The organism is bacterium (assembly GCA_024226335.1).
In the GTDB taxonomy this organism is placed as follows: domain Bacteria; phylum Myxococcota_A; class UBA9160; order SZUA-336; family SZUA-336; genus JAAELY01.
In genome coordinates, this window is sequence record JAAELY010000488.1 from 57,215 (window position 1) to 74,488 (window position 17,274).

At 62.1% G+C, this 17,274-nt stretch carries 20 protein-coding genes; 10 read left to right on the top strand and 10 right to left on the bottom strand.

Going from position 1 to position 17,274, the window contains the following annotated elements; genetic code table 11:
- Window positions 1-4: 4 nt before the first annotated feature.
- Both lepB and GY725_23300 read left to right on the top strand, forming a co-directional pair.
- Window positions 5-643 carry a signal peptidase I gene (gene lepB / locus GY725_23295; protein ID MCP4007118.1) on the top strand — a complete coding sequence of 213 codons (639 nt, stop codon included), beginning with the start codon at window positions 5-7 and terminating at the stop codon, window positions 641-643.
- Window positions 644-1,249, top strand: coding sequence for a tetratricopeptide repeat protein (locus GY725_23300; protein MCP4007119.1), 606 nt, complete (start codon window positions 644-646; stop codon window positions 1,247-1,249).
- A gap of 52 nt (window positions 1,250-1,301) precedes the next feature.
- On the opposite strand, the gene GY725_23305 is transcribed toward GY725_23300, so the two are convergent.
- On the bottom strand, window positions 1,302-1,652 hold the full coding sequence (locus GY725_23305) for a hypothetical protein (protein ID MCP4007120.1): 351 nt from the start codon (window positions 1,650-1,652) through the stop codon (window positions 1,302-1,304).
- Between the two features lie 271 nt (window positions 1,653-1,923).
- On the opposite strand from GY725_23305, the gene GY725_23310 reads away from it, so the two are divergent.
- The gene (locus GY725_23310) at window positions 1,924-2,766 is read left to right on the top strand and encodes an FkbM family methyltransferase (protein ID MCP4007121.1); all 843 of its coding nucleotides are present in this window, start codon (window positions 1,924-1,926) and stop codon (window positions 2,764-2,766) included.
- A gap of 6 nt (window positions 2,767-2,772) precedes the next feature.
- Window positions 2,773-3,180 (top strand): outer membrane protein assembly factor BamE, encoded by a 408-nt coding sequence (gene bamE, locus GY725_23315; GenBank protein MCP4007122.1) that lies wholly within the window; start codon window positions 2,773-2,775, stop codon window positions 3,178-3,180.
- 23 nt (window positions 3,181-3,203) lie between these two features.
- Here the strand turns inward: bamE and GY725_23320 are convergent, their stop codons facing one another.
- A complete protein-coding gene (locus tag GY725_23320; GenBank protein MCP4007123.1) occupies window positions 3,204-3,506 on the bottom strand; it encodes a YfhL family 4Fe-4S dicluster ferredoxin in 303 nt (100 codons plus the stop codon).
- A gap of 27 nt (window positions 3,507-3,533) precedes the next feature.
- Window positions 3,534-3,941 (bottom strand): hypothetical protein, encoded by a 408-nt coding sequence (locus tag GY725_23325; protein ID MCP4007124.1) that lies wholly within the window; start codon window positions 3,939-3,941, stop codon window positions 3,534-3,536.
- A gap of 425 nt (window positions 3,942-4,366) precedes the next feature.
- Here GY725_23325 and GY725_23330 point away from each other — a divergent pair, with 425 nt between their 5' ends.
- Genes GY725_23330 through GY725_23340 form a run of 3 tightly spaced genes read left to right on the top strand, consistent with a single transcriptional unit; the run spans window position 4,367 to window position 7,412 of the window.
- Window positions 4,367-5,923, top strand: a complete 1,557-nt coding sequence (locus GY725_23330; GenBank protein MCP4007125.1) for an ATP-dependent DNA helicase RecQ — start codon at window positions 4,367-4,369, stop codon at window positions 5,921-5,923.
- 2 nt (window positions 5,924-5,925) lie between these two features.
- A complete protein-coding gene (locus GY725_23335) occupies window positions 5,926-6,711 on the top strand; it encodes a 3'(2'),5'-bisphosphate nucleotidase CysQ (protein ID MCP4007126.1) in 786 nt (261 codons plus the stop codon).
- Window positions 6,708-7,412 (top strand): 3'-5' exonuclease, encoded by a 705-nt coding sequence (locus tag GY725_23340; GenBank protein ID MCP4007127.1) that lies wholly within the window; start codon window positions 6,708-6,710, stop codon window positions 7,410-7,412. The genes GY725_23335 and GY725_23340 overlap by 4 nt, the downstream gene beginning before the upstream one ends.
- Window positions 7,413-7,434: 22 nt before the next feature.
- On the opposite strand, the gene GY725_23345 is transcribed toward GY725_23340, so the two are convergent.
- From GY725_23345 to GY725_23355, 3 genes are read right to left on the bottom strand one after another with little or no spacing between them, the layout of a single operon-like run.
- Complete coding sequence (locus GY725_23345) at window positions 7,435-8,901, bottom strand: hypothetical protein (protein MCP4007128.1); 1,467 nt, start codon at window positions 8,899-8,901, stop codon at window positions 7,435-7,437.
- A gap of 3 nt (window positions 8,902-8,904) precedes the next feature.
- Window positions 8,905-10,809, bottom strand: coding sequence for a ferrous iron transporter B (locus GY725_23350; GenBank protein MCP4007129.1), 1,905 nt, complete (start codon window positions 10,807-10,809; stop codon window positions 8,905-8,907).
- Window positions 10,806-11,207 carry a ferrous iron transport protein A gene (locus GY725_23355; protein MCP4007130.1) on the bottom strand — a complete coding sequence of 134 codons (402 nt, stop codon included), beginning with the start codon at window positions 11,205-11,207 and terminating at the stop codon, window positions 10,806-10,808. Before GY725_23355 ends, GY725_23350 begins: the two co-directional genes overlap by 4 nt.
- A 187-nt stretch (window positions 11,208-11,394) precedes the next feature.
- On the opposite strand from GY725_23355, the gene GY725_23360 reads away from it, so the two are divergent.
- Entirely contained in the window at window positions 11,395-12,549 is a 1,155-nt protein-coding gene (locus GY725_23360; protein ID MCP4007131.1) for a CoA transferase, read from the top strand.
- Here the strand turns inward: GY725_23360 and GY725_23365 are convergent, their stop codons facing one another.
- From GY725_23365 to GY725_23380, 4 genes are read right to left on the bottom strand one after another with little or no spacing between them, the layout of a single operon-like run.
- Window positions 12,550-12,891, bottom strand: a complete 342-nt coding sequence (locus GY725_23365; protein MCP4007132.1) for a fumarate reductase subunit D — start codon at window positions 12,889-12,891, stop codon at window positions 12,550-12,552.
- A complete protein-coding gene (locus GY725_23370; GenBank protein ID MCP4007133.1) occupies window positions 12,888-13,325 on the bottom strand; it encodes a hypothetical protein in 438 nt (145 codons plus the stop codon). Before GY725_23370 ends, GY725_23365 begins: the two co-directional genes overlap by 4 nt.
- Window positions 13,322-14,062: a succinate dehydrogenase iron-sulfur subunit gene (gene sdhB / locus GY725_23375; protein MCP4007134.1), complete on the bottom strand. Its 741-nt coding sequence runs from the start codon at window positions 14,060-14,062 to the stop codon at window positions 13,322-13,324. The genes GY725_23370 and sdhB overlap by 4 nt, the downstream gene beginning before the upstream one ends.
- 1 nt (window position 14,063) lies before the next feature.
- Window positions 14,064-15,776 carry an FAD-binding protein gene (locus tag GY725_23380; GenBank protein MCP4007135.1) on the bottom strand — a complete coding sequence of 571 codons (1,713 nt, stop codon included), beginning with the start codon at window positions 15,774-15,776 and terminating at the stop codon, window positions 14,064-14,066.
- Between the two features lie 136 nt (window positions 15,777-15,912).
- Here GY725_23380 and GY725_23385 point away from each other — a divergent pair, with 136 nt between their 5' ends.
- Together GY725_23385 and GY725_23390 are read left to right on the top strand one after the other, a co-directional pair.
- Entirely contained in the window at window positions 15,913-16,518 is a 606-nt protein-coding gene (locus tag GY725_23385; GenBank protein ID MCP4007136.1) for a 2-hydroxychromene-2-carboxylate isomerase, read from the top strand.
- Window positions 16,519-16,566: 48 nt separating this feature from the next.
- A complete protein-coding gene (locus tag GY725_23390) occupies window positions 16,567-17,091 on the top strand; it encodes a hypothetical protein (protein MCP4007137.1) in 525 nt (174 codons plus the stop codon).
- Window positions 17,092-17,274: the final 183 nt, after the last annotated feature.

The following is a 17,274-nucleotide window of genomic DNA, read 5'->3' on the forward strand; positions in this document are numbered from 1 at the left end:
GATCATGGACGAAACAGAACTCGAGACTGACGGCGCACGCGAGCCCACTCGCTCCTCGCGATTGTTGCGCGACCTCATGACCGCGGCCGCTTTCGCGCTGCTGGTACTCGCCGCACGCTCGTCGCTCGCCGATCACTACGTGATCCCGAGCGGTTCCATGGAACATACTCTCGTTCCTGGCGATCGCGTCTTCGTGGACAAGCGCGCCTACGGCCTGCGAATTCCCTTCACTTGGATTGAGTTGATCAAGGGCGAAGAACCGAAACTGGGCGATGTCGTGATCTTCGACTCGCCAGAAGACGGAACCCGATTGATCAAACGTATCGTGGGCGTGGGAGGCTCGACGGTCGAACTGAAGAACGGCCACCTGAGCATCAACGGGAAGGCGATGCGCATCGATCGGGGAGAGAAGTCCGTGGAGCACCTGGGCGAGCATCTGGCGCAAATCAATCTGGCCTACGGCGGTGGGCCCAACATCGAGAAGACGATGATCCCAGCGGGCAAGATCCTGGTTGTGGGTGACGCGCGTGGAAATAGTCGCGACGGACGTTTCTTTGGCCTGATCGAGGAGCAGGATATCTACGGACTGGCGATCGCGCGCTACTGGCGCACAGGTACGGGTCTGGGCTGGGAGCCAATGTAGATGGGCATCGGCCGGAAAACTCGAGCTTCCACACGGTATTGGCTCGCCATCGCGTTGCTCGTGTTCGCCTGCGAGAGCGGCCCGACCACCGCGGAACGGATGAACGACGGAATCGCGCAACACAAAGCAGGAAACTACGAAAAGGCCATCGAGTCCTACACGAAGGCCATAGAGAAAGGCGCAACGGACCCTCTTTTCTGGCAGTACCGTGCAGACGCCAAGACGATGCTGAAGCACTACGAAGAGGCGATCGAAGACTACACCGCCTCGATCGAACGAGACCCGAGCCATGCGCTCGCCTACAACCGACGAGGCGAGACCTACACTTGGATCGCAGAGAATGACAAGGCATTCGAAGACTACGGGCGTGCGCTTGCTCTGGAACCGGGTCTTTACTCCGCTCACTCGAATCGCGGCGACATCTTGCTCGAGACAAGAAATGATCCAGAAGAAGCCATCAAGGAATATTCGCGCGCGCTAGGACTGTTTGCCGATGACTGTCGCGCGCTCCGAGGCCGCTTCCGCGCGCTCGTCCAACTCGGGCGCCAGATCGACGCGCAACCCGACATGGAGCACTTCAACAGGGTGTGCGCCCAGGACGGGTAGACGCCGCGATCTGGCGAACCGGAAAAGCTCGCGCCACGGTGAGAAATTCGGGCTAGCGACGTGCCTTGCGGTCGAGTCGCCGGTCGATGCGGTTGCCTTTGCGGTCGAGTCGCCGGTCGATGCGGTTTCCCTTGCGGTCGAGTCGCCGGTCGATGCGATCGCCCTTGTTGTCGAGGCGCTCGGCCAGGCGGTCGTTTCCGGCCGCGGCAGCGGCTTCCGACTTCGCGTCGAGCCGATCGTTGATGCGATCGCCCTTTGCGTCGAGCCGATCATCGATTCGATCGCCTCTTCGATCGAGGCGCTCTTCGATGCGATCGCCCCTATCGTCGAGGGGGTCGGTCGCATCTTCATCGGCGAGCGCGGGAGTCGTCAGACTCAATGCGAAACCCAGGCTGGCCGTCATGACTGCTGCGTACAAGCTGTTCTTGATCACTGAATCTTCCTCCGTGTGATGCCCCCCTCGGGGCTGCGGTATCCAATCAAACCGCTGGCAGCCCCTGCGGTTGCGGAGTGGCGATTGGTTTTCGAAATCGAGAGCCAGAACGGGCGTTTGCGCCATCCGCGGGAGTGCCTCCGGGGGCGAGATTCGGATCCGGCAGCCAGAAATCGACCCGGACCTGCCGACGGGATGCCTACCGGCTGCGCGGCGCTGGCTCAGCCACTAGCTTCTCGCCATGCGTCTCGGAGATCTCAGTGACTATCGACGGCTCCGCCGCCTGGCGCAGAATCCCTGGCAGATCGTCCGCTTTCGCAAGAAACGCAGAACCGGCGCTCCACTGGACGTACGACTGAGCGATGCTCACTCGCTCTCCCTCCGCGGCAATCGCCAGGACTTCCGCATGTTCCGGCGTGTCTACCTGCTGGATGAGTACAGGTTGAACGGTCGCCCGCCCGGAGGCCTGCGCTGCATTCTGGACATCGGTGGAAACGTGGGGTTGTTTGCGTGTCGAGCCGCCGGGCTGGCCCAACGACTGATCTCGTACGAGCCGGCACCGGACAACTTCATGCAGCTCTCGCGCAATACGGCCGAATTCCCGAACGTGCTCGCAGTCAACCAGGGTGTCGCTGGAAAACCGGGAACGCTGCGCGTGTACCGGCCCGATGCCCAAGCTCTCGATCACCTGGGATCGATCCGCGACCCGGCTTGCGAGCACCACCCGAAGAACTACGACGAGGTCGCCGCCACGACACTCGACGACATTTTCGCGCATCATTCGATCGACCACTGCGATCTGCTCAAAGTCGACCTGGAGGGAGCGGAGTGCGAGATCTTGTACGGCACCAGCGACACGGTCTTAGGAAAGATCTCGGCGATTTGCGGCAGATACGACGAGCGGTGCGAAGAAGAGCCGTCCAATCGAATCGCCGCTCTCACGGCCTTCTTGAAAGGCAAGGGCTTCGAATTGGATATCGTTCATGAACCCGGCAAGGAAGAACGCGGCGTCATTTTCGCCGAGCGCCCGGAACCATCCGGAGTGGTCGTCCCGGAACTCCTGCAACAATTCTGGAGAAGGTAAACGCGAGTGACGATCCGAATCAGTTCTGCCCTACTGCTTTGCGCGGCGCTCGCCTGCTCGACTTCGGGCAGTCATTTCGATCCCGACAGCGTGGTGCGGATCGAACCCAAGCGCAGCACTCAGGCGGACGTCGAGCAGATCTTCGGTAAACCCACGTCGCTGCGAACGCGCTCAAACGGCACGTCGCGCTACATCTACGAGTACACCGAGGAGATCAACCGGGATACGGGCACTCTGAGCCGCATCGGGCGCTGGATCGGGATACTGATTGGTGGTCGCCCCGTCTTTTCCCCGATCAACGTCCAGTACAAGAACAGCATCCGTCACCGCCTGACGGTCCTGTTCGACCGCGACGGCGTCGTCGAAGACTACACCTACGAGCGCACCGATAAACCCACCAGGCGGGTCTACTGAGTCAGGAATTCTTCTGCAGCCGATCAGGCCGCGCCGCGGAAGCGGGACGTCTCTTCGCTGAGTTCCAATCCATCGGCCTGATCCGGATGGATCTCCTTGACGCGCTCGAACAGGGGCCCTTCTTCTTCGACGTTGTTCGGGTCGGGGACGCAGCAGTCGACCGGGCAGACTTCGGCGCACTGCTCCTTGCCGTGGAAGCCGACACACTCCGTGCAAAGAGCGGGATTGATCACGAAAGTTTCTTCACCTTCGGTGATCGCCTCGTTCGGGCACTCGGGCTCGCAGACACCACAGTTGATGCACTCTTCGGTAATCATCGTCGACATGAGGGGACTCCTTGGTTTTTCGAGCGCTCAGTTGGCGAGCGTCACGTCCGGATCTTCTCGCGGTATGCGGCCGGTCAAAAGCAATTGGTTTTCTCGGGCGAGTCGGAACGCCAAGGGCGCTCCGTCTCGCGACACCTCGAGCTTCAAATCAGTGGCGAGGAGCTGACGCCCCAGGCGCACCAGAGCTTTTAGCTGAGTTGCGGCCTTCCGGTCCAGCCGGGCGATCGGAAGGGTCTTGAAGTTCGACACCGCGAGATGGACTTCGCGTACCTCGCCCGTTCCATCGCACAACGGACAGGCGCGTCCGAGGACCTCCCGCAACACTCGCTCGACAAAGGCCGTCTGATTCGGAAGCTGTCGCAGGTCCTCGACGAGGTCTTCAGAGAGCCGAAATGTGACCCGTGGGCGCCGAGATGCCTTCTCATTCGTTTTCATAGACCAGCAATTTGCTGTACAATCCGAAAGATCGCAAGATGGGGGGGACCCGAAGCGCAAAATGCGCTTATAATGTGGTCGCTCCCCTTTCCCGGAGGTGTGTCCTGGATTCGGACCACGACGGCCGCTCAGAAGCGAGCGGACCCCGAAGGCCTCGGCGACGTCGTCGACGCCGACGAGGATCGGGCAATAAGCCCAATGCGAACGCAGCCGACGCCAGCGCTGAAAGCGCGGCGCCAGGAGACGCGCACGAAGAGCGGACGGAAACGCCGCCGAGGGCAAACCCTCGTCCGGATCTCCCTCCGGATCACCGTCCCGCGGAAACTCGCACGGACGCCGGAGAGGGCGGGCGTCCAGATCGGCCGCGCAGGCGCCGGCGAAGACGGCGCGGAGGGGGCGGGGTTCCAGACGCGCGACTCCAGCAGATGCTCGACCTGCTGCGCCGCGAGTTCGGGCTGCGACACTTCCGACCCGGTCAAGAAGAGATCATCCGCGCCGTCTTGGACAACCGGGATGCGCTAGCCGTCCTGCCCACCGGCGGCGGCAAATCGCTGACCTACCAGCTCCCCAGCCTCCTACTGCCGGGTCTCACGGTCGTGGTTTCTCCGCTGATCGCCTTGATCCGAGATCAGTTCGAAAAACTGCGCGACCAGGGGATCAAGACCGTACGCCTCGACAGTTCGCTCACCGGTACCGAAAAGGAGGAGGCGCTCTCACTCCTCGAAGAAGGCAAGCAGAAGATCGTGCTGATCACGCCCGAGGGCGCGACGGGCCCTGCGTTCAAGAAGCGCGTCGCGGACCGCGAGATCTCCATGCTGGTCGTCGACGAAGCCCATTGCGTATCGGAATGGGGCCATGACTTCCGACCCGCTTATCTCGCCCTGGGTGCGCTGGTCGAAGATCTCGGCCGTCCTACGGTCCTGGCGCTTACCGCAACGGCCCCGCCGCTGGTGCGCGAAGAGATCACCAAACGCCTCGGCCTAAAGGATCCTGCGCTCATCGTGCGCCCGGTCGCGCGCCCCAACCTGCGCTTCGAAGTCACTCCCTGCGAATCCGAAGACGAGAAACGGCGCGAACTGATCCAATACCTGCGGCGTCTGCGGCGTCCGGGAATCGTGTATTGCTCGACCGTCAAGGATGTCGAAGAACTGGGCGCGCTCTGCAAACTGGCGCGCATCCCGGCCGAGATCTATCACGGCCGACTCACGAAGGCGGAGCGCGATCACGCCCACAAACGCTTCATGTCGTCCGGCAAGCGAATCGTCATGATCGCTACCAGCGCATTTGGCCTGGGCGTCGACAAACCCGATATCCGCTATGTGATCCACTACCAGGTGCCCGGCTCGCTGGAAGCCTATGTCCAGGAGGCCGGCCGTGCGGGTCGCGACGGTCTCGCAGCCCGGTGCATCCTGCTCTGGGACGCGGAGGACATCTCTGTTCAACGTCACTTCCTTTCGGAAGGCCCGGCTTCGCGGTCACAGATCAAGAAGGTGGTGAACGGACTCTCGGCGTGGACCAAGGACGGGCGAGCGGTCGACGCCGCAACCCTGGCCATGGCCACCGAAGTCGGCATTACCCGAACGAAGGCGATCCTGGAGGGCCTGCGCGACGCGACTCTGGTGGCGGAGAAAGACAGCGAGTTCTCTCTCGTGGGCGAGGTCGACGTGACCGAAGCGGTCAAGCTTCTGTCGCGCCGCAATGAAGAGCGCAAGACGACCGATCGTCGCCGGCTAGATAGCATCATCAACTACGCCAACAACCAGGAAGACTGCCGACTGGTCCACATCCGGCGCTACTTCGAAGACGGTGAACCACCCCCGGCCTGTGGCCACTGCGATGTATGCGAACCAAAGCTGCGCCGCAGACGACGCTCGAAGACCCGCAGAAGTGGCTCTTCGAACTTGCGCAAGGGATCGGGTGGTGGCGGTTCGCGTGGCAATAAGAGGGATGACACCGAACTCGACCCGCCCCCCGAGGATTGATCTTGGGCTACGAACGCGAGGTCGAAGCCGCGCGCGAGGCCGCACTCGCCGCAGGTGAAGTGGTTGCACGACACAGCCGGGGCGATCGCAGATCCTGGAATAAGGCCGAGGACAGTCCCGTGACCCAGGCCGACCTGGAGGCAAACGAGGCCATCCTGGCGGTCTTGCGTCGGTGCTTTCCCGACGACGCAGTCCTTTCCGAGGAAACGCGCGACTCACCCGAGCGCCTGCAAGCCGAACGCGTCTGGATCATCGATCCACTGGATGGCACCAAGGAGTTCATCGAGGGCGTGCCGCAGTTCGCGGTCTCGATCGCGCTCGCCGCGCGCGGCGAGCCGGTTGTAGGCTGCGTCTATCAACCGCTGACGAAAGAATGCTTCTGGGGAGCGAGCGGGATGGGAGCGCACCTGAACGACCAACACGTACAGGTCTCCGGAGCCACGGAACTGAGCGAATGCCGTGTGCTCTCGAGCCGAACGGAGATGAAGCGCGGGCAGATGGATCCCTACCAGGGCCTGTTCGCGGAGATCGAACCCGTGGGTTCGGTCGCGCTGAAACTCGCGCTGGTCTCCGCGGCTCGCGGCGATATGTGGATTTCTGCTGCACCCAAGAGCGAATGGGACGTGTGCGGTGGCGATCTGCTGGTGCGGGAGGCCGGCGGCAAGTTCATCACACTCGACCAGGGTGTTCGCATCTACAACCAGAAAAACGTACTACTGCAGCCACTGATGATCGCGGGACCACCTTCGCTCGTCGACGAACTGCGCAAACGGAGCGAGTCTGCATGAAGCATCCCATGCTAAAGATCGAAGCCGTATCCGATGAACTCTACGAAGTCTCCGACCTGCTCGTGGAACGTTTCTCCAAGAAGCGACTCTGGCTCTGGGATCTCGAAGCCACCGGACTCGACACGAACCGCGAACGGGTGACGCAGATCGCGGGAATCCTGTTCGAAGACGGTCGGCTGGTCGAGGAGAGTGCGTTCACACAGTTCGTCTTCCCGGGCGAAGGCGTGGAGATTCCGAAGGTCGTACGGGACCTGACCGGCATCACACTCGACATGCTGAAGGACGCGCCGACACTTCCCGAAGCCTGGGCCATGCACATGGAAGCGGCCCAGCGCGGCGAGATCTGGATCGGCCAGAGTGTATTCGAGTTCGATGTCCCGCTGCTACACAGTGAATTTCAGCGGCACGGGATGCCCGACGAACTCCCACCAATTCTCGACTCCGTCGTCATGGCGACACATCTTCTGGGTGCGCTCGAAAATTCCGAACGCTGGAGCACTAGCAAACTCTTGAAGCACTACGAGGTCAATATTGAAGGCCTGCGCCGACACGATGCGCTGGACGATGTGAAGATCCTCGGTCGAATCCTGAAGCCGATGCTCGAACAGTATCTCGTGGAGCGCGACGACCTGCTCGACATCCCCTCGGATCGCCCCATGGGAGTGCGGCGGCACGCGCCGATCGACAGCTCCAAAGAGTAACGAGATATCCGGGGCCGTGGCTCTACCCGGAATTCGGAGAGACTCCGCCAAGCGCTGCCAGAGCACGGCTCTCCGCCAAGGCGACGAAGTCATCGGCCAGGCAGCGGTCTCTGAAAAGCACAGGATCGCTCCCGAAGCCCATCGCATCGTCGCGCATGGAATTCAGTTGCGGATACATCGCGCGGCGCGGTCCGTAACTAATCTTGCCGTTTTCAGGCTCTAGCGTGAAACGTCCCTGCATGGCCATGAACGCGTAGGTCTGCGCACTTCGCGGCGCGTCCGAATCGAGGATCGCCAGCACATTGAGCGCGGATTCGATGCGCCGGGTCTCGCGCAGATGCGACGCGAGCCAGGGCTCCAGCTCTTCGGCGAGCTTGCGATCCTCTAGATCGCTGCGAAGTGCAGGACTCGCTGTGAGGCGTCGCGCCAGAATCGCCTGCAAAGACTCGATCTCGGCGCCTGGAAGCGGCTGGGATGGCGGGCAGGAAAGCAATCGCTCGAGTCCCTGTTCGATCTCCGCATCGCGATCGTCCGGTGATTGCGCCGAGAAGCGATGCGCGAGGGCGAAGTCATGCAGGGCACCGCTGGCGCCCGCGCCCGACGCTTCGATCGCGCGCAACCAGGCCGCCTCGGGATCGTAGCTGTCGGGATTCTCCAGATACTCAGCTGCGGTAAGGACGCTAATCAGGCTCGCATGAGACTGCTCCATGGGGTTGAGCAGAATGCCGCTGGCGTGCTGGAACAGATCGCGATCGCGCGCGACGTACGGCCCGAGGTGCAGCATCGATCGCATCGGGCCGTCGTTCACCGGCACGTTGTCCCAGATCAATGGCTTTCTCTGCAAGACCTGCGCGCTCTGACTGGCCTCGTCGCTGCGAATCTCCGGACTGACGACGGTTCGACCCGTCCAGCCAATTTCGATCTCGGGTGCGAGCCGCTCGCCGAGCAGCGCCAGGTAGTCCGTCGCCTCGACACCGATATAGTCCATGGGCACGAGCCAGAGCGTGACCTCGGGCCCCATCGCCTCGGCCAGTGTCTCGGTCAGCAGCGCGTGCGCCTCGGCCATCGACGAGAAAGTCCGCCGATCCTCCTCGAGCTTGAACTCACTGGGCACATCGTCGAGAGCGAGCGACAGGAAGGTGCTGCCGAGTTCCCGGAAAGCGCGGAACTTCTCGACCAGCAGAGCCCGCTCTTCCGCGCTGCCGTAGGTGATCGAACGCCCGGGCGAAACCGCGAATCCCACGCGTACGCCGAAGCGTTCGCCGGCGCGTACCAGTTCGCCAAACTCCACCATCTGCTGTTCGGAATAAGGTTCGCGCCAGCGCTCTAGATGCAGCGGATCGTCTTTGGGCGCGTACACGTAGGTGTTCATGCCCGCGCGGCCCATGCGCTCGAGCGCAAAGAGGCGATCGGCGTGCGACCACGGTCGCCCGTAGAAACCCTCGATCACGCCGCGATGCGCAAACTTCGCTTGATCAGCTACCGACACGCATCAGAGAAAAGCGTTTGCGACGCGATATGTCACGAAGCTGCCAATCCAGGCGAGGCTGAGCATGTAACCGAAGGCGATCGCCGGCCAACGATAGCCTCCCGTCTCCCGTGCCATGATGACGATCGTCGAAGTGCATTGCAGGGCGAAGACGAAGAAGACCATCAACGACAACGCGGTAGCCAGGGTAAAGACCGGCTTTCCGGTTCTGGGATTCGTATCGCGGATGAGCGCTTCGCGCAGACTGTCGAAATCGTCCGCATCCCCGACCGCGTAGATCTGAGCCAGCGTCGCAACGATCACCTCGCGCGCCGCCAGGCTGGCGATCAGGCCGACGCCGATCTTCCAGTCGAATCCCAGCGGTGCGATCGCCGGTTCGATCCCCCGGCCGAGTTGCGCGGCGTAGCTCGCATCGAGATGCGCCTGCGCCTGTTCGGTTTCGTTGAGCGAGGGATTTTCAGCCGCACCGGGAAAGTTCAAAAGCGCCCACAGCACGATGGACGCCACCATGATCATCGTACCCGCGCGACGAACGAACGCCCAGGCGCTATCGAAAACCTGTCGTGCAAGCAGTCGCAATGTCGGAATACGATACGGCGGCAACTCCATGTAGAAGGTCGCTGGACGGCCTCGCAACACACTCGATTTGAGCAACGCCGCCGACGCCAATGCGGTGATCGTACCCAGTAAGTACAGACCGAGCATGACCATGCCCTGAAGCCCGACGGGGCCGAGCATCGCGGCGGGAACGAATGCGGCGATCAAGAGTGTGTAAACCGGCAAGCGGGCCGAGCAGGTCATGAACGGCGCAACCAGGATCGTCGCAAGTCGATCGTGCGGTTGAGCGATCGTGCGCGCAGCCATGATACCGGGCACCGCACACGCATAGCAGGAAAGCAGTGGCACGAAACTTCGACCCTGAAGTCCGACCCAGCCCATGACCCGGTCGACCACGAATGCTGCGCGCGCCATATAGCCGACATCCTGAAGAAAGTGGATGAGGGTGAAAAGGATGACGATCTGCGGCAGGAAGATCACCACCGAACCGACGCCAGCGACAATCCCGTCGACCCACAGGTCGGTGAGAAAGCCGGTTGGAAGGTTCGCGCGCGATACGCTGGCAAGCTCGCCGACCAGCCCGTCGATCACATCCATCGCCGGACCCGCCCACGCGAAAATGCTCTGAAAGAGCACGACCATGACGGCCGCAAATACGAGCATCCCCGAGACGGGATGGAGGAGGACACGATCGACGCGATCGCTGCGCGTGTCCGCACGGAGTTCGTCGGCCCCCACTTCTGCGCACGCGCGATCCACCCAGGCAAAACGCTCCGTCGCGCTTTCGAAACTCGGCGGACCTCCATCGCGAGGCCACGCTTCTGGTTGTTCCAGCAGGCGCCGTAGCGACGGCAGGCCGACGCCGCGATGGCCGACCACTCCGACGACTGGAATCCCGAGAAGACTGGAGAGCCGGTGCGTATCGAGCCGACCGCCACGGGCCCGCTCCTCATCGATCATCGTCAGCACGAGTGCGGTAGGCCTGGAGTGCTCGAGCACCTCGAGCACCAGCGCCAGTCCGCGACGCAGAGTCGTGGCGTCGGCGACCACCAGGAGAGCGTCGGGCTGGGACTCGGACTCCAATTGCCCGTCGAGTACGCGGGAAACGACCTGTTCGTCCGGGGTTTCCCCGCGCAGGCTGTAGGTACCGGGCAGATCGAGCAAGGTGATCGGACGTTCGGAGCCGCGCAACACACCCTCGCGGCGCTCGACCGTCACACCCGCGTAATTTCCGACCTTCGCACGCGACCCGGTCAGGGAGTTGAACAGAGTGGTCTTGCCGGCATTGGGCGACCCGACCAACGCAACGTGAAGGGGCTCGACTGGCGCAGACAAGGCGGGTGCGCTCACGCGCTTCCTACCTGGTCGACCCCGCACAGGCTCTGGAGCTCTGAGGGACGCAGGCAGATGCGATAACCCCGGAGTTCGACCTCGACCGGACCGCCAAACGGCGCCCGTCGCACCACTTCCAGTTCCGTACCCGGAACGAAACCCAGTTCGAGCAGGCGCTCCGGGACCGCCTCAGAAGGCGCATGCGAGCAGATTCGCGCACGAGAACCCGCTTCAAACTGCGAGAGCGAACGACAGGAGTCTCCCGCGCGACCCGCAGAAACCGCCCAATCCGCTTTCAATAGCTCCGCTTCACGTGCCGACTCGTTCACTTCCAGATCTCCAACCCCGTCTACCTGCACATCATTTGCAGGCCGACTGGGGGTCAGGGGGTTATTGATAATGGATATCAATATCATTAACTCACCCAACGGCACAAGTGGAGAACGACTTGAGAGTGGTGGTGCGAGGAATGGGCCTGACCCCTCCGTGCGTCAGAGCGAGGCCGAGAGGCCCGTTTTGCGCTCCCCAGAGTTGCCTGAAATCCTCGATCTGACGTCTTCGGCACCAGACCCATTCTTCGCACCACGGCTGTAGACTCGCAGCATGTCTGCAGCGGGTCCGCTTTCAGGGGTGTTGGTCGTCGATCTGAGTCGCGTGCTCGCCGGCCCCTATTGCACCATGCTGCTCGCGGAACTCGGGGCGCGCGTGATCAAGGTCGAGCGCCCGGGGGTCGGTGACGACGCGCGACACATCGGCCCCTTCGTAGAGAAGACGTCCGCGTATTTTGCGTCGCTGAACCGGGGCAAGTCGAGTATCGCTCTGGATCTCAAACAGGCTGCCGACCGCCGTATCTTCGAAGGTCTGCTCGACAAGGCCGACGTTCTGGTCGAGAACTTCCGCCCCGGCACGCTGGAACGATTGGGCTTTGGTTGGGAAACCCTGCGCACGACCTACCCGCGTCTGATCTACGCAGCCGTCTCCGGCTTCGGCCACACCGGGCCCTATTCGGAACGCCCGGCCTACGACATGGTCGTCCAGGCGATGGGGGGCATCATGAGCTTGACGGGGGAGTCCGGCGGCAACCCCACGCGGGTGGGCACCTCAATCGGCGATATCGCCGCGGGAATGTTCACTGCACTCGGCATCAACGCGGCCTTGCTCGAGCGCGAGCGCAGTGACCGCGGCGAGAAGATCGATGTGGGCATGCTCGACTCCCAGGTTGCCATCCTGGAGAACGCGATCGCGCGTTATCGGGCGACGGACGTGGTCCCCGGACCGCTCGGTGCCCGACATCCGTCGATCACGCCGTTTGCGGCTTTTCGAACAGCGGATGGCCAGGTGGTCATTGCCGCCGGTAACGACGCGCTGTTTCGGAAGCTGTGCGAATGCCTTTCGCGACCGGAACTCGCCGACGACTCGCGTTTTGCGAGCAATGAGTTGCGCAACCAGAACGAGCCTGCCCTGGCCATCGAAATCGAAGCGGCACTCGCAGCGCAGAACACGCGAAACTGGCTCGATTCCCTGCAGAAGGCGGGCGTACCTTGCGGACCGATCAACGACGTGAAAGAGGTGCTCGAGGACGCGCACGTACGCGCGCGCAATATGATCGTCAGCACTACAGATCCCTCGGGCACGATACTCGAGATGGCGGGCAACCCGATCAAGCTGGGCGGCCATCCCGATCCGGAAACTCGCCCGCCTGCACCGGAACTCGATGCCGATCGTGCCGCGATCCTGCGCGAGTTCGGCCTGGACTGATCAGAGGCCGAGCGTAACAACGAAAGCGGCGATCGTTCCCAGGAGCGCGAAGCCGTACGATCCGTAAGCTGCGCCCTGCCCTTTCACACCCAGGTCGATGCACAGATGCCGCAGATGATGCGCGCTATGCCAGAGCGTCAGCGAGATCACCGCGATCAGAAATGCTCGTCCCAGCGGTTGCGTGGCCAGACCCAGAACACGTTCGTAGTCTAGACCCGACTCAAAGAAGCCGAGTGGGCCGAGCAGGAAAAGCCCGGTAATCAGACCGGGAATCGTGAACGCCGCGATGAAACCACCAGCGCCGAAAAGAATCCACCAGAGCGGTTCTAATCGCCGAATCACCCCAGTGCTCCTCCGAGCAGAGCCAGAATCAGCAGCCACAGCACCACGAATCCGGCGATGGGTGCGGCGCCCAGAAACAGAAGCGGGACGGGCGGGGCCGGAATGGGTCCGATGCGACCCGCTGCGATCTTGCGGCCCACCCAGCCAAAGCGCAGCGCGAAGTACAAGGAGAAGCCCAGCAGAATAGCGGAGAGCAGGAGCATCGGCGCAGACGACAGAATCGCGAGATAGCCCTGCCAGGCATCTTCGCCGCGCCCCAGCGCAGCGACGCCAAACAGCAGGATCAACGCGGCTAACGCCAGCGCCAGTGAGGTGAATGCGAAGACCGTGTAGTTGCGGTAGCGCGGAAAACCCAGGGGAAAGCCATCGGGTGGATTGGCCGGGGCGGTGCGCGTTCGCCCCTGGCCCACGGACTGGATCTGCGCAGTGCTCACGTGAAGCTCCTCTTCGGCAAGAGCTTGAACCACTGCAACGCGCCGGTGAGTTTGGCCTGGTTGATCGCCATCGAAGGATCTACGTGCTTCGGGCAGACCTGGGAGCATTCGTTGGAGTACGAACAGGCCCAGACCCCATCGTGTCCGTGAATCGCGTCGTAGCGCTCATGGTTGCCCTCGTCTCGCGAATCGAGATTGTAGCGATGCGCAAGAGCGATCGCCGCCGGACCTACGAAATCGGGCTCACTGGCGAGCACGGGACAAGCCGCATAACACAGGCAGCAGTTGATACACATGGAGTACTGTTTGAACTCTTCGAGTTGAGCGGGTGATTGCAGATACTCTCCCTCACCCAGATCCTTCTCGGCCTTGCGGATGATCCAGGGCTTCACACTCTGCAGCTTGGCCATGAAGCTATCGAGTTCGACGACCAGATCGCGCACCACGGGGAAGTTCGAAAGAGGCTCGACGCGGATCGTGCCCTCGTAATTCTTGACGAACGCGTTGCACGTCAGAACAGGACGACCGTTCACCAGCATGCTGCAGCTGCCGCACACGCCCATGCGACAAGACCAGCGGTGCGAGAGCGTGGGATCGATATCGTCCTTGATGGCATTCAGCGCATCCAGGACCACCCATTCCGGCATACAGGGAACTTCGTACGTGTGGTAGGTCGGCTCCTCTTCTTCTTCGGGACGGAAGCGGAAGACCTCGAACTTGCGGACCTCGACCTCCATCTCAGTACTTCCGCTCTTCGGGCTGCCAGCGCGTAATCGTCACGGGCTTGTACTCGAGTCTCGGTCCGTCGGCCGCAAACTTCACAACGCTGTGCTTCAGAAAGTCCCGATCGTTGCGCGTCGGGAAATCCGTACGGGTATGCGCCCCGCGACTTTCCTTTCGAGCCGCTGCCGAGAGGGCAACCGTCTCGGCAACGTCGATCATATTGCCGAGTTCCAGCGCGTTGACGATTTCCGTATTGAACACTCGGCTCGTATCGCCCAGGCCGATGTCTGCATAGCGACCCTTGAGCTGTGTGATCGTCTGAAAACTGGCCTGCATGGAATCCTCTTCGCGAAACACACCACAACCGGATTCCATGGCCAGGTTCAGCTCTCGGCGAATATCGGCAATCTTTTCGCCACCGTGCTTACCGCGCAGTGACTCGACCCGGTTCTCTTCTACACGGGCCTGCTCGACCAGATGACTCTCGCTGCCCTCGCTGGCATCGAGAGCAAACTTCGCCGCTGCTTTCCCAGAGCGCTGCCCGAACACCAGGCACTCGGTCAGCGAGTTGCTTCCGAGGCGGTTCGCACCGTTGATCGAAACCGAAGCACACTCACCTGCGGCATACAGACCCGGAAGTTCGGTCGCACCGTCGACGTCGGTATCTACACCGCCCATCATGTAATGCACGACGGGCCGCACCGGAATCGGCTCCCAGACCGGATCGATACCCACGTAGTTGCGCGCCAGTTCGCGCACGAAGGGCAGCTTCTTGTTGATCTTCTCCTCACCCAGATGCATCAGTTCCAGATGCACGTATTCGCCGTAGGCACCCTTGAAGGCGCGACCCGCCTGAAATTCCTTCATCTCGGCGCGCGAAACCATGTCGCGGGGACCGAGTTCCGCCTTGTTGCCCACTCCGTAGTCGTAGTCGACCAGGAAGCGCTCCCCCTTGGCGTTCTTCAGGTGGCCTCCTTCACCGCGTGATGCTTCCGTGATCAGGATGCCTGTTCCCGGCAGACCGGTCGGATGGTACTGGACAAACTCCATGTCCTTGAGCCCGACCCCCGCGCGGTAGGCCAGCGCCATGCCGTCACCCGTCTTGACCGCCGCGTTGGTCGTGAACGGGAAGATGCGGCCGGCACCGCCGGTACACAAGATCACTGCTCGGCCGAGTACTGCATGCATCCGACCTGTGCGGATATCGAAGGCGGCGACGCCGCGGGCACGACCGTTCTCCGTCAGGATACGAGTCGCGAAGAACTCGTCGTAGCGCACGATACGGTCGTAGCGCATGGAGTTCTGGAAGAGCGCATGCAACATATGGAAGCCGGTCTTGTCCGTAGCGAACCATGTCCGTTTCACGCTCATGCCGCCGAAGAAGCGCACCGAGATCTTTCCGTCGGGATCGCGGCTCCAGGGGCAGCCCCAGTGCTCGAGTTGGACCAACTCGCGGGGCGCGGCTTCAACAAAGGTCTCTACGGTGTCCTGATCAGCGAGGAAGTCACTCCCCTTCAGCGTATCGTAGGCGTGCAGCTCGAAACTGTCGTCATCGCGAACGGCACCGGCTGCACCGCCTTCTGCGGAGACAGTATGACTTCGCATCGGATAGAGCTTTGAAACGCAGGCCACGCTGATCGAAGGGTCTGCTTCGACGGCGGCCATGGCCGCACGCAACCCGGCACCGCCGCCCCCCACAAGGACGATGTCGTGATGGATGACCTCCATGAGATCCCCGCGCTCCCCTCTTGTCGGGGCTCCAGCGAATTCGGCTGGAAGATCCTCCCCGAGGCAGGAGGAATCTACACGATTTGAGATGCGGGCGCGCGCGCGTGTAAGGTCGGAACGGAAAGGGGAATCCCCTATGGCTCGACTGGAATTCTTCTTCGATTGCTCGAGTCCGTGGACCTATCTCGCATTCGATCAGATCGAAAACACGTGTCGAGAATTTCAGACCGACCTGGTCTGGAAGCCGATTCTGGTAGGCGGCGTCTTCAACGCGATCAACCAGAGCGTGTATGAACAGCGCGCAAATCCGGTACCGGCCAAGGCGCGCTACTACGCGAAAGACCTGGCCGACTGGGCGCGTCTGTGCGGACTTCGCATCGGATCGCCGTCCGTTTTTCCGGTCAATAGCGTCAAAGCCATGCGCGGAGCCCTTTTCGCACTCGAAAAGGGTCTCCTTCCGGGCTACGCGCGCGCCGTATTCGAGGCGTACTGGAGCGATCTGCTGGACATCTCTCGTGACGATGTGCTGCGCGAGATCGTCAAAACGCTCGGACTCGACCCGGTCCACTTCTTAGCGGATATCCAGAAACCCGAACTGAAAAACGCCCTGAGAGAGAACACCGACGAGTTGATCGAACGCGGAGGGTTCGGCTCACCGACGATTTTCATCGACGGCGACGATATGTATTTCGGCAACGATCGGCTTCCTCTCGTGAGGGAAGCCCTTTCCAAGCGGACCTGAAACAAGAAACGAGGGTAAAGACCCTCACGCCAGTGCCGAAACCGGGGCATGCGGTCCCCCCCACGAACTGCACTCGTCGCGACAATCGCGCTATTGGGTTCCCTCGTGTGCTCTTGCCGGACTGCGCAAGAACTCGATGGATTCCACGCCGCCTACGCGATGCACTTCGACGGGATTCCCGATCGCACCGGAGTGTGCGCGATTTTCAAGAATCGTAGCGAGCATGCGCTGGCCTGGATCGGATTGCGCATGAAAGCGTACGACGACACGGGTGAGGTTTCGGCTCAATGGCGCTCCCGTTGGGTCTACCAGGGCCGCGTCGAACCGGGCGAGAGTGTTGCACTCGAACTCGTCGATCCTCCGTTCGCGACACGCGTCGAGCTGCGCGTGGGGGCGACCGGCACCGGCCGACCGAGACGAGGTTCGCGGCCCGTCGTCCGCATCGAGTCATGCAGCGAACTCGGACTTAACGCACGACTGCGCGGGCTCTCGTCCGAACGCACGGCCGGAGGCCGTCAGGTCGTGCGCGCGGCCCAACCGAGCGACTCGAACCTGGTCGCGGGTGAGAACTGATAGCGATCCCTGACTGGAACCGATCGCTGACCGACAGCAATCGCTAGGGAATCTCTGCACAGGGAGGATTCGAGCGAGAAGCGGGAGTCGCCGCCTGAGCAAGAAGCGTGATCCGATCGCAGATCCGTAGATCTGCAGAGGGTCGCGCGACGCAGCGCAGGCGGATGCATCGAGCTTCGCAGC

What these genes read in the sequence shown, in the direction of transcription:
- lepB (MCP4007118.1), top strand. Translation starts at nt 5, where the DNA reads ATGGACGAAACAGAACTCGAGACTGACGGCGCACGCGAGCCCACTCGC.
- GY725_23300 (MCP4007119.1), top strand. Translation starts at nt 644, where the DNA reads ATGGGCATCGGCCGGAAAACTCGAGCTTCCACACGGTATTGGCTCGCC.
- GY725_23305 (MCP4007120.1), bottom strand. Translation starts at nt 1,652, where the DNA reads ATGACGGCCAGCCTGGGTTTCGCATTGAGTCTGACGACTCCCGCGCTC.
- GY725_23310 (MCP4007121.1), top strand. Translation starts at nt 1,924, where the DNA reads ATGCGTCTCGGAGATCTCAGTGACTATCGACGGCTCCGCCGCCTGGCG.
- GY725_23320 (MCP4007123.1), bottom strand. Translation starts at nt 3,506, where the DNA reads ATGTCGACGATGATTACCGAAGAGTGCATCAACTGTGGTGTCTGCGAG.
- GY725_23325 (MCP4007124.1), bottom strand. Translation starts at nt 3,941, where the DNA reads ATGAAAACGAATGAGAAGGCATCTCGGCGCCCACGGGTCACATTTCGG.
- GY725_23330 (MCP4007125.1), top strand. Translation starts at nt 4,367, where the DNA reads ATGCTCGACCTGCTGCGCCGCGAGTTCGGGCTGCGACACTTCCGACCC.
- GY725_23340 (MCP4007127.1), top strand. Translation starts at nt 6,708, where the DNA reads ATGAAGCATCCCATGCTAAAGATCGAAGCCGTATCCGATGAACTCTAC.
- GY725_23355 (MCP4007130.1), bottom strand. Translation starts at nt 11,207, where the DNA reads ATGATATTGATATCCATTATCAATAACCCCCTGACCCCCAGTCGGCCT.
- GY725_23360 (MCP4007131.1), top strand. Translation starts at nt 11,395, where the DNA reads ATGTCTGCAGCGGGTCCGCTTTCAGGGGTGTTGGTCGTCGATCTGAGT.
- sdhB (MCP4007134.1), bottom strand. Translation starts at nt 14,062, where the DNA reads ATGGAGGTCGAGGTCCGCAAGTTCGAGGTCTTCCGCTTCCGTCCCGAA.
- GY725_23380 (MCP4007135.1), bottom strand. Translation starts at nt 15,776, where the DNA reads ATGGAGGTCATCCATCACGACATCGTCCTTGTGGGGGGCGGCGGTGCC.
- GY725_23385 (MCP4007136.1), top strand. Translation starts at nt 15,913, where the DNA reads ATGGCTCGACTGGAATTCTTCTTCGATTGCTCGAGTCCGTGGACCTAT.
- GY725_23390 (MCP4007137.1), top strand. Translation starts at nt 16,567, where the DNA reads ATGCGGTCCCCCCCACGAACTGCACTCGTCGCGACAATCGCGCTATTG.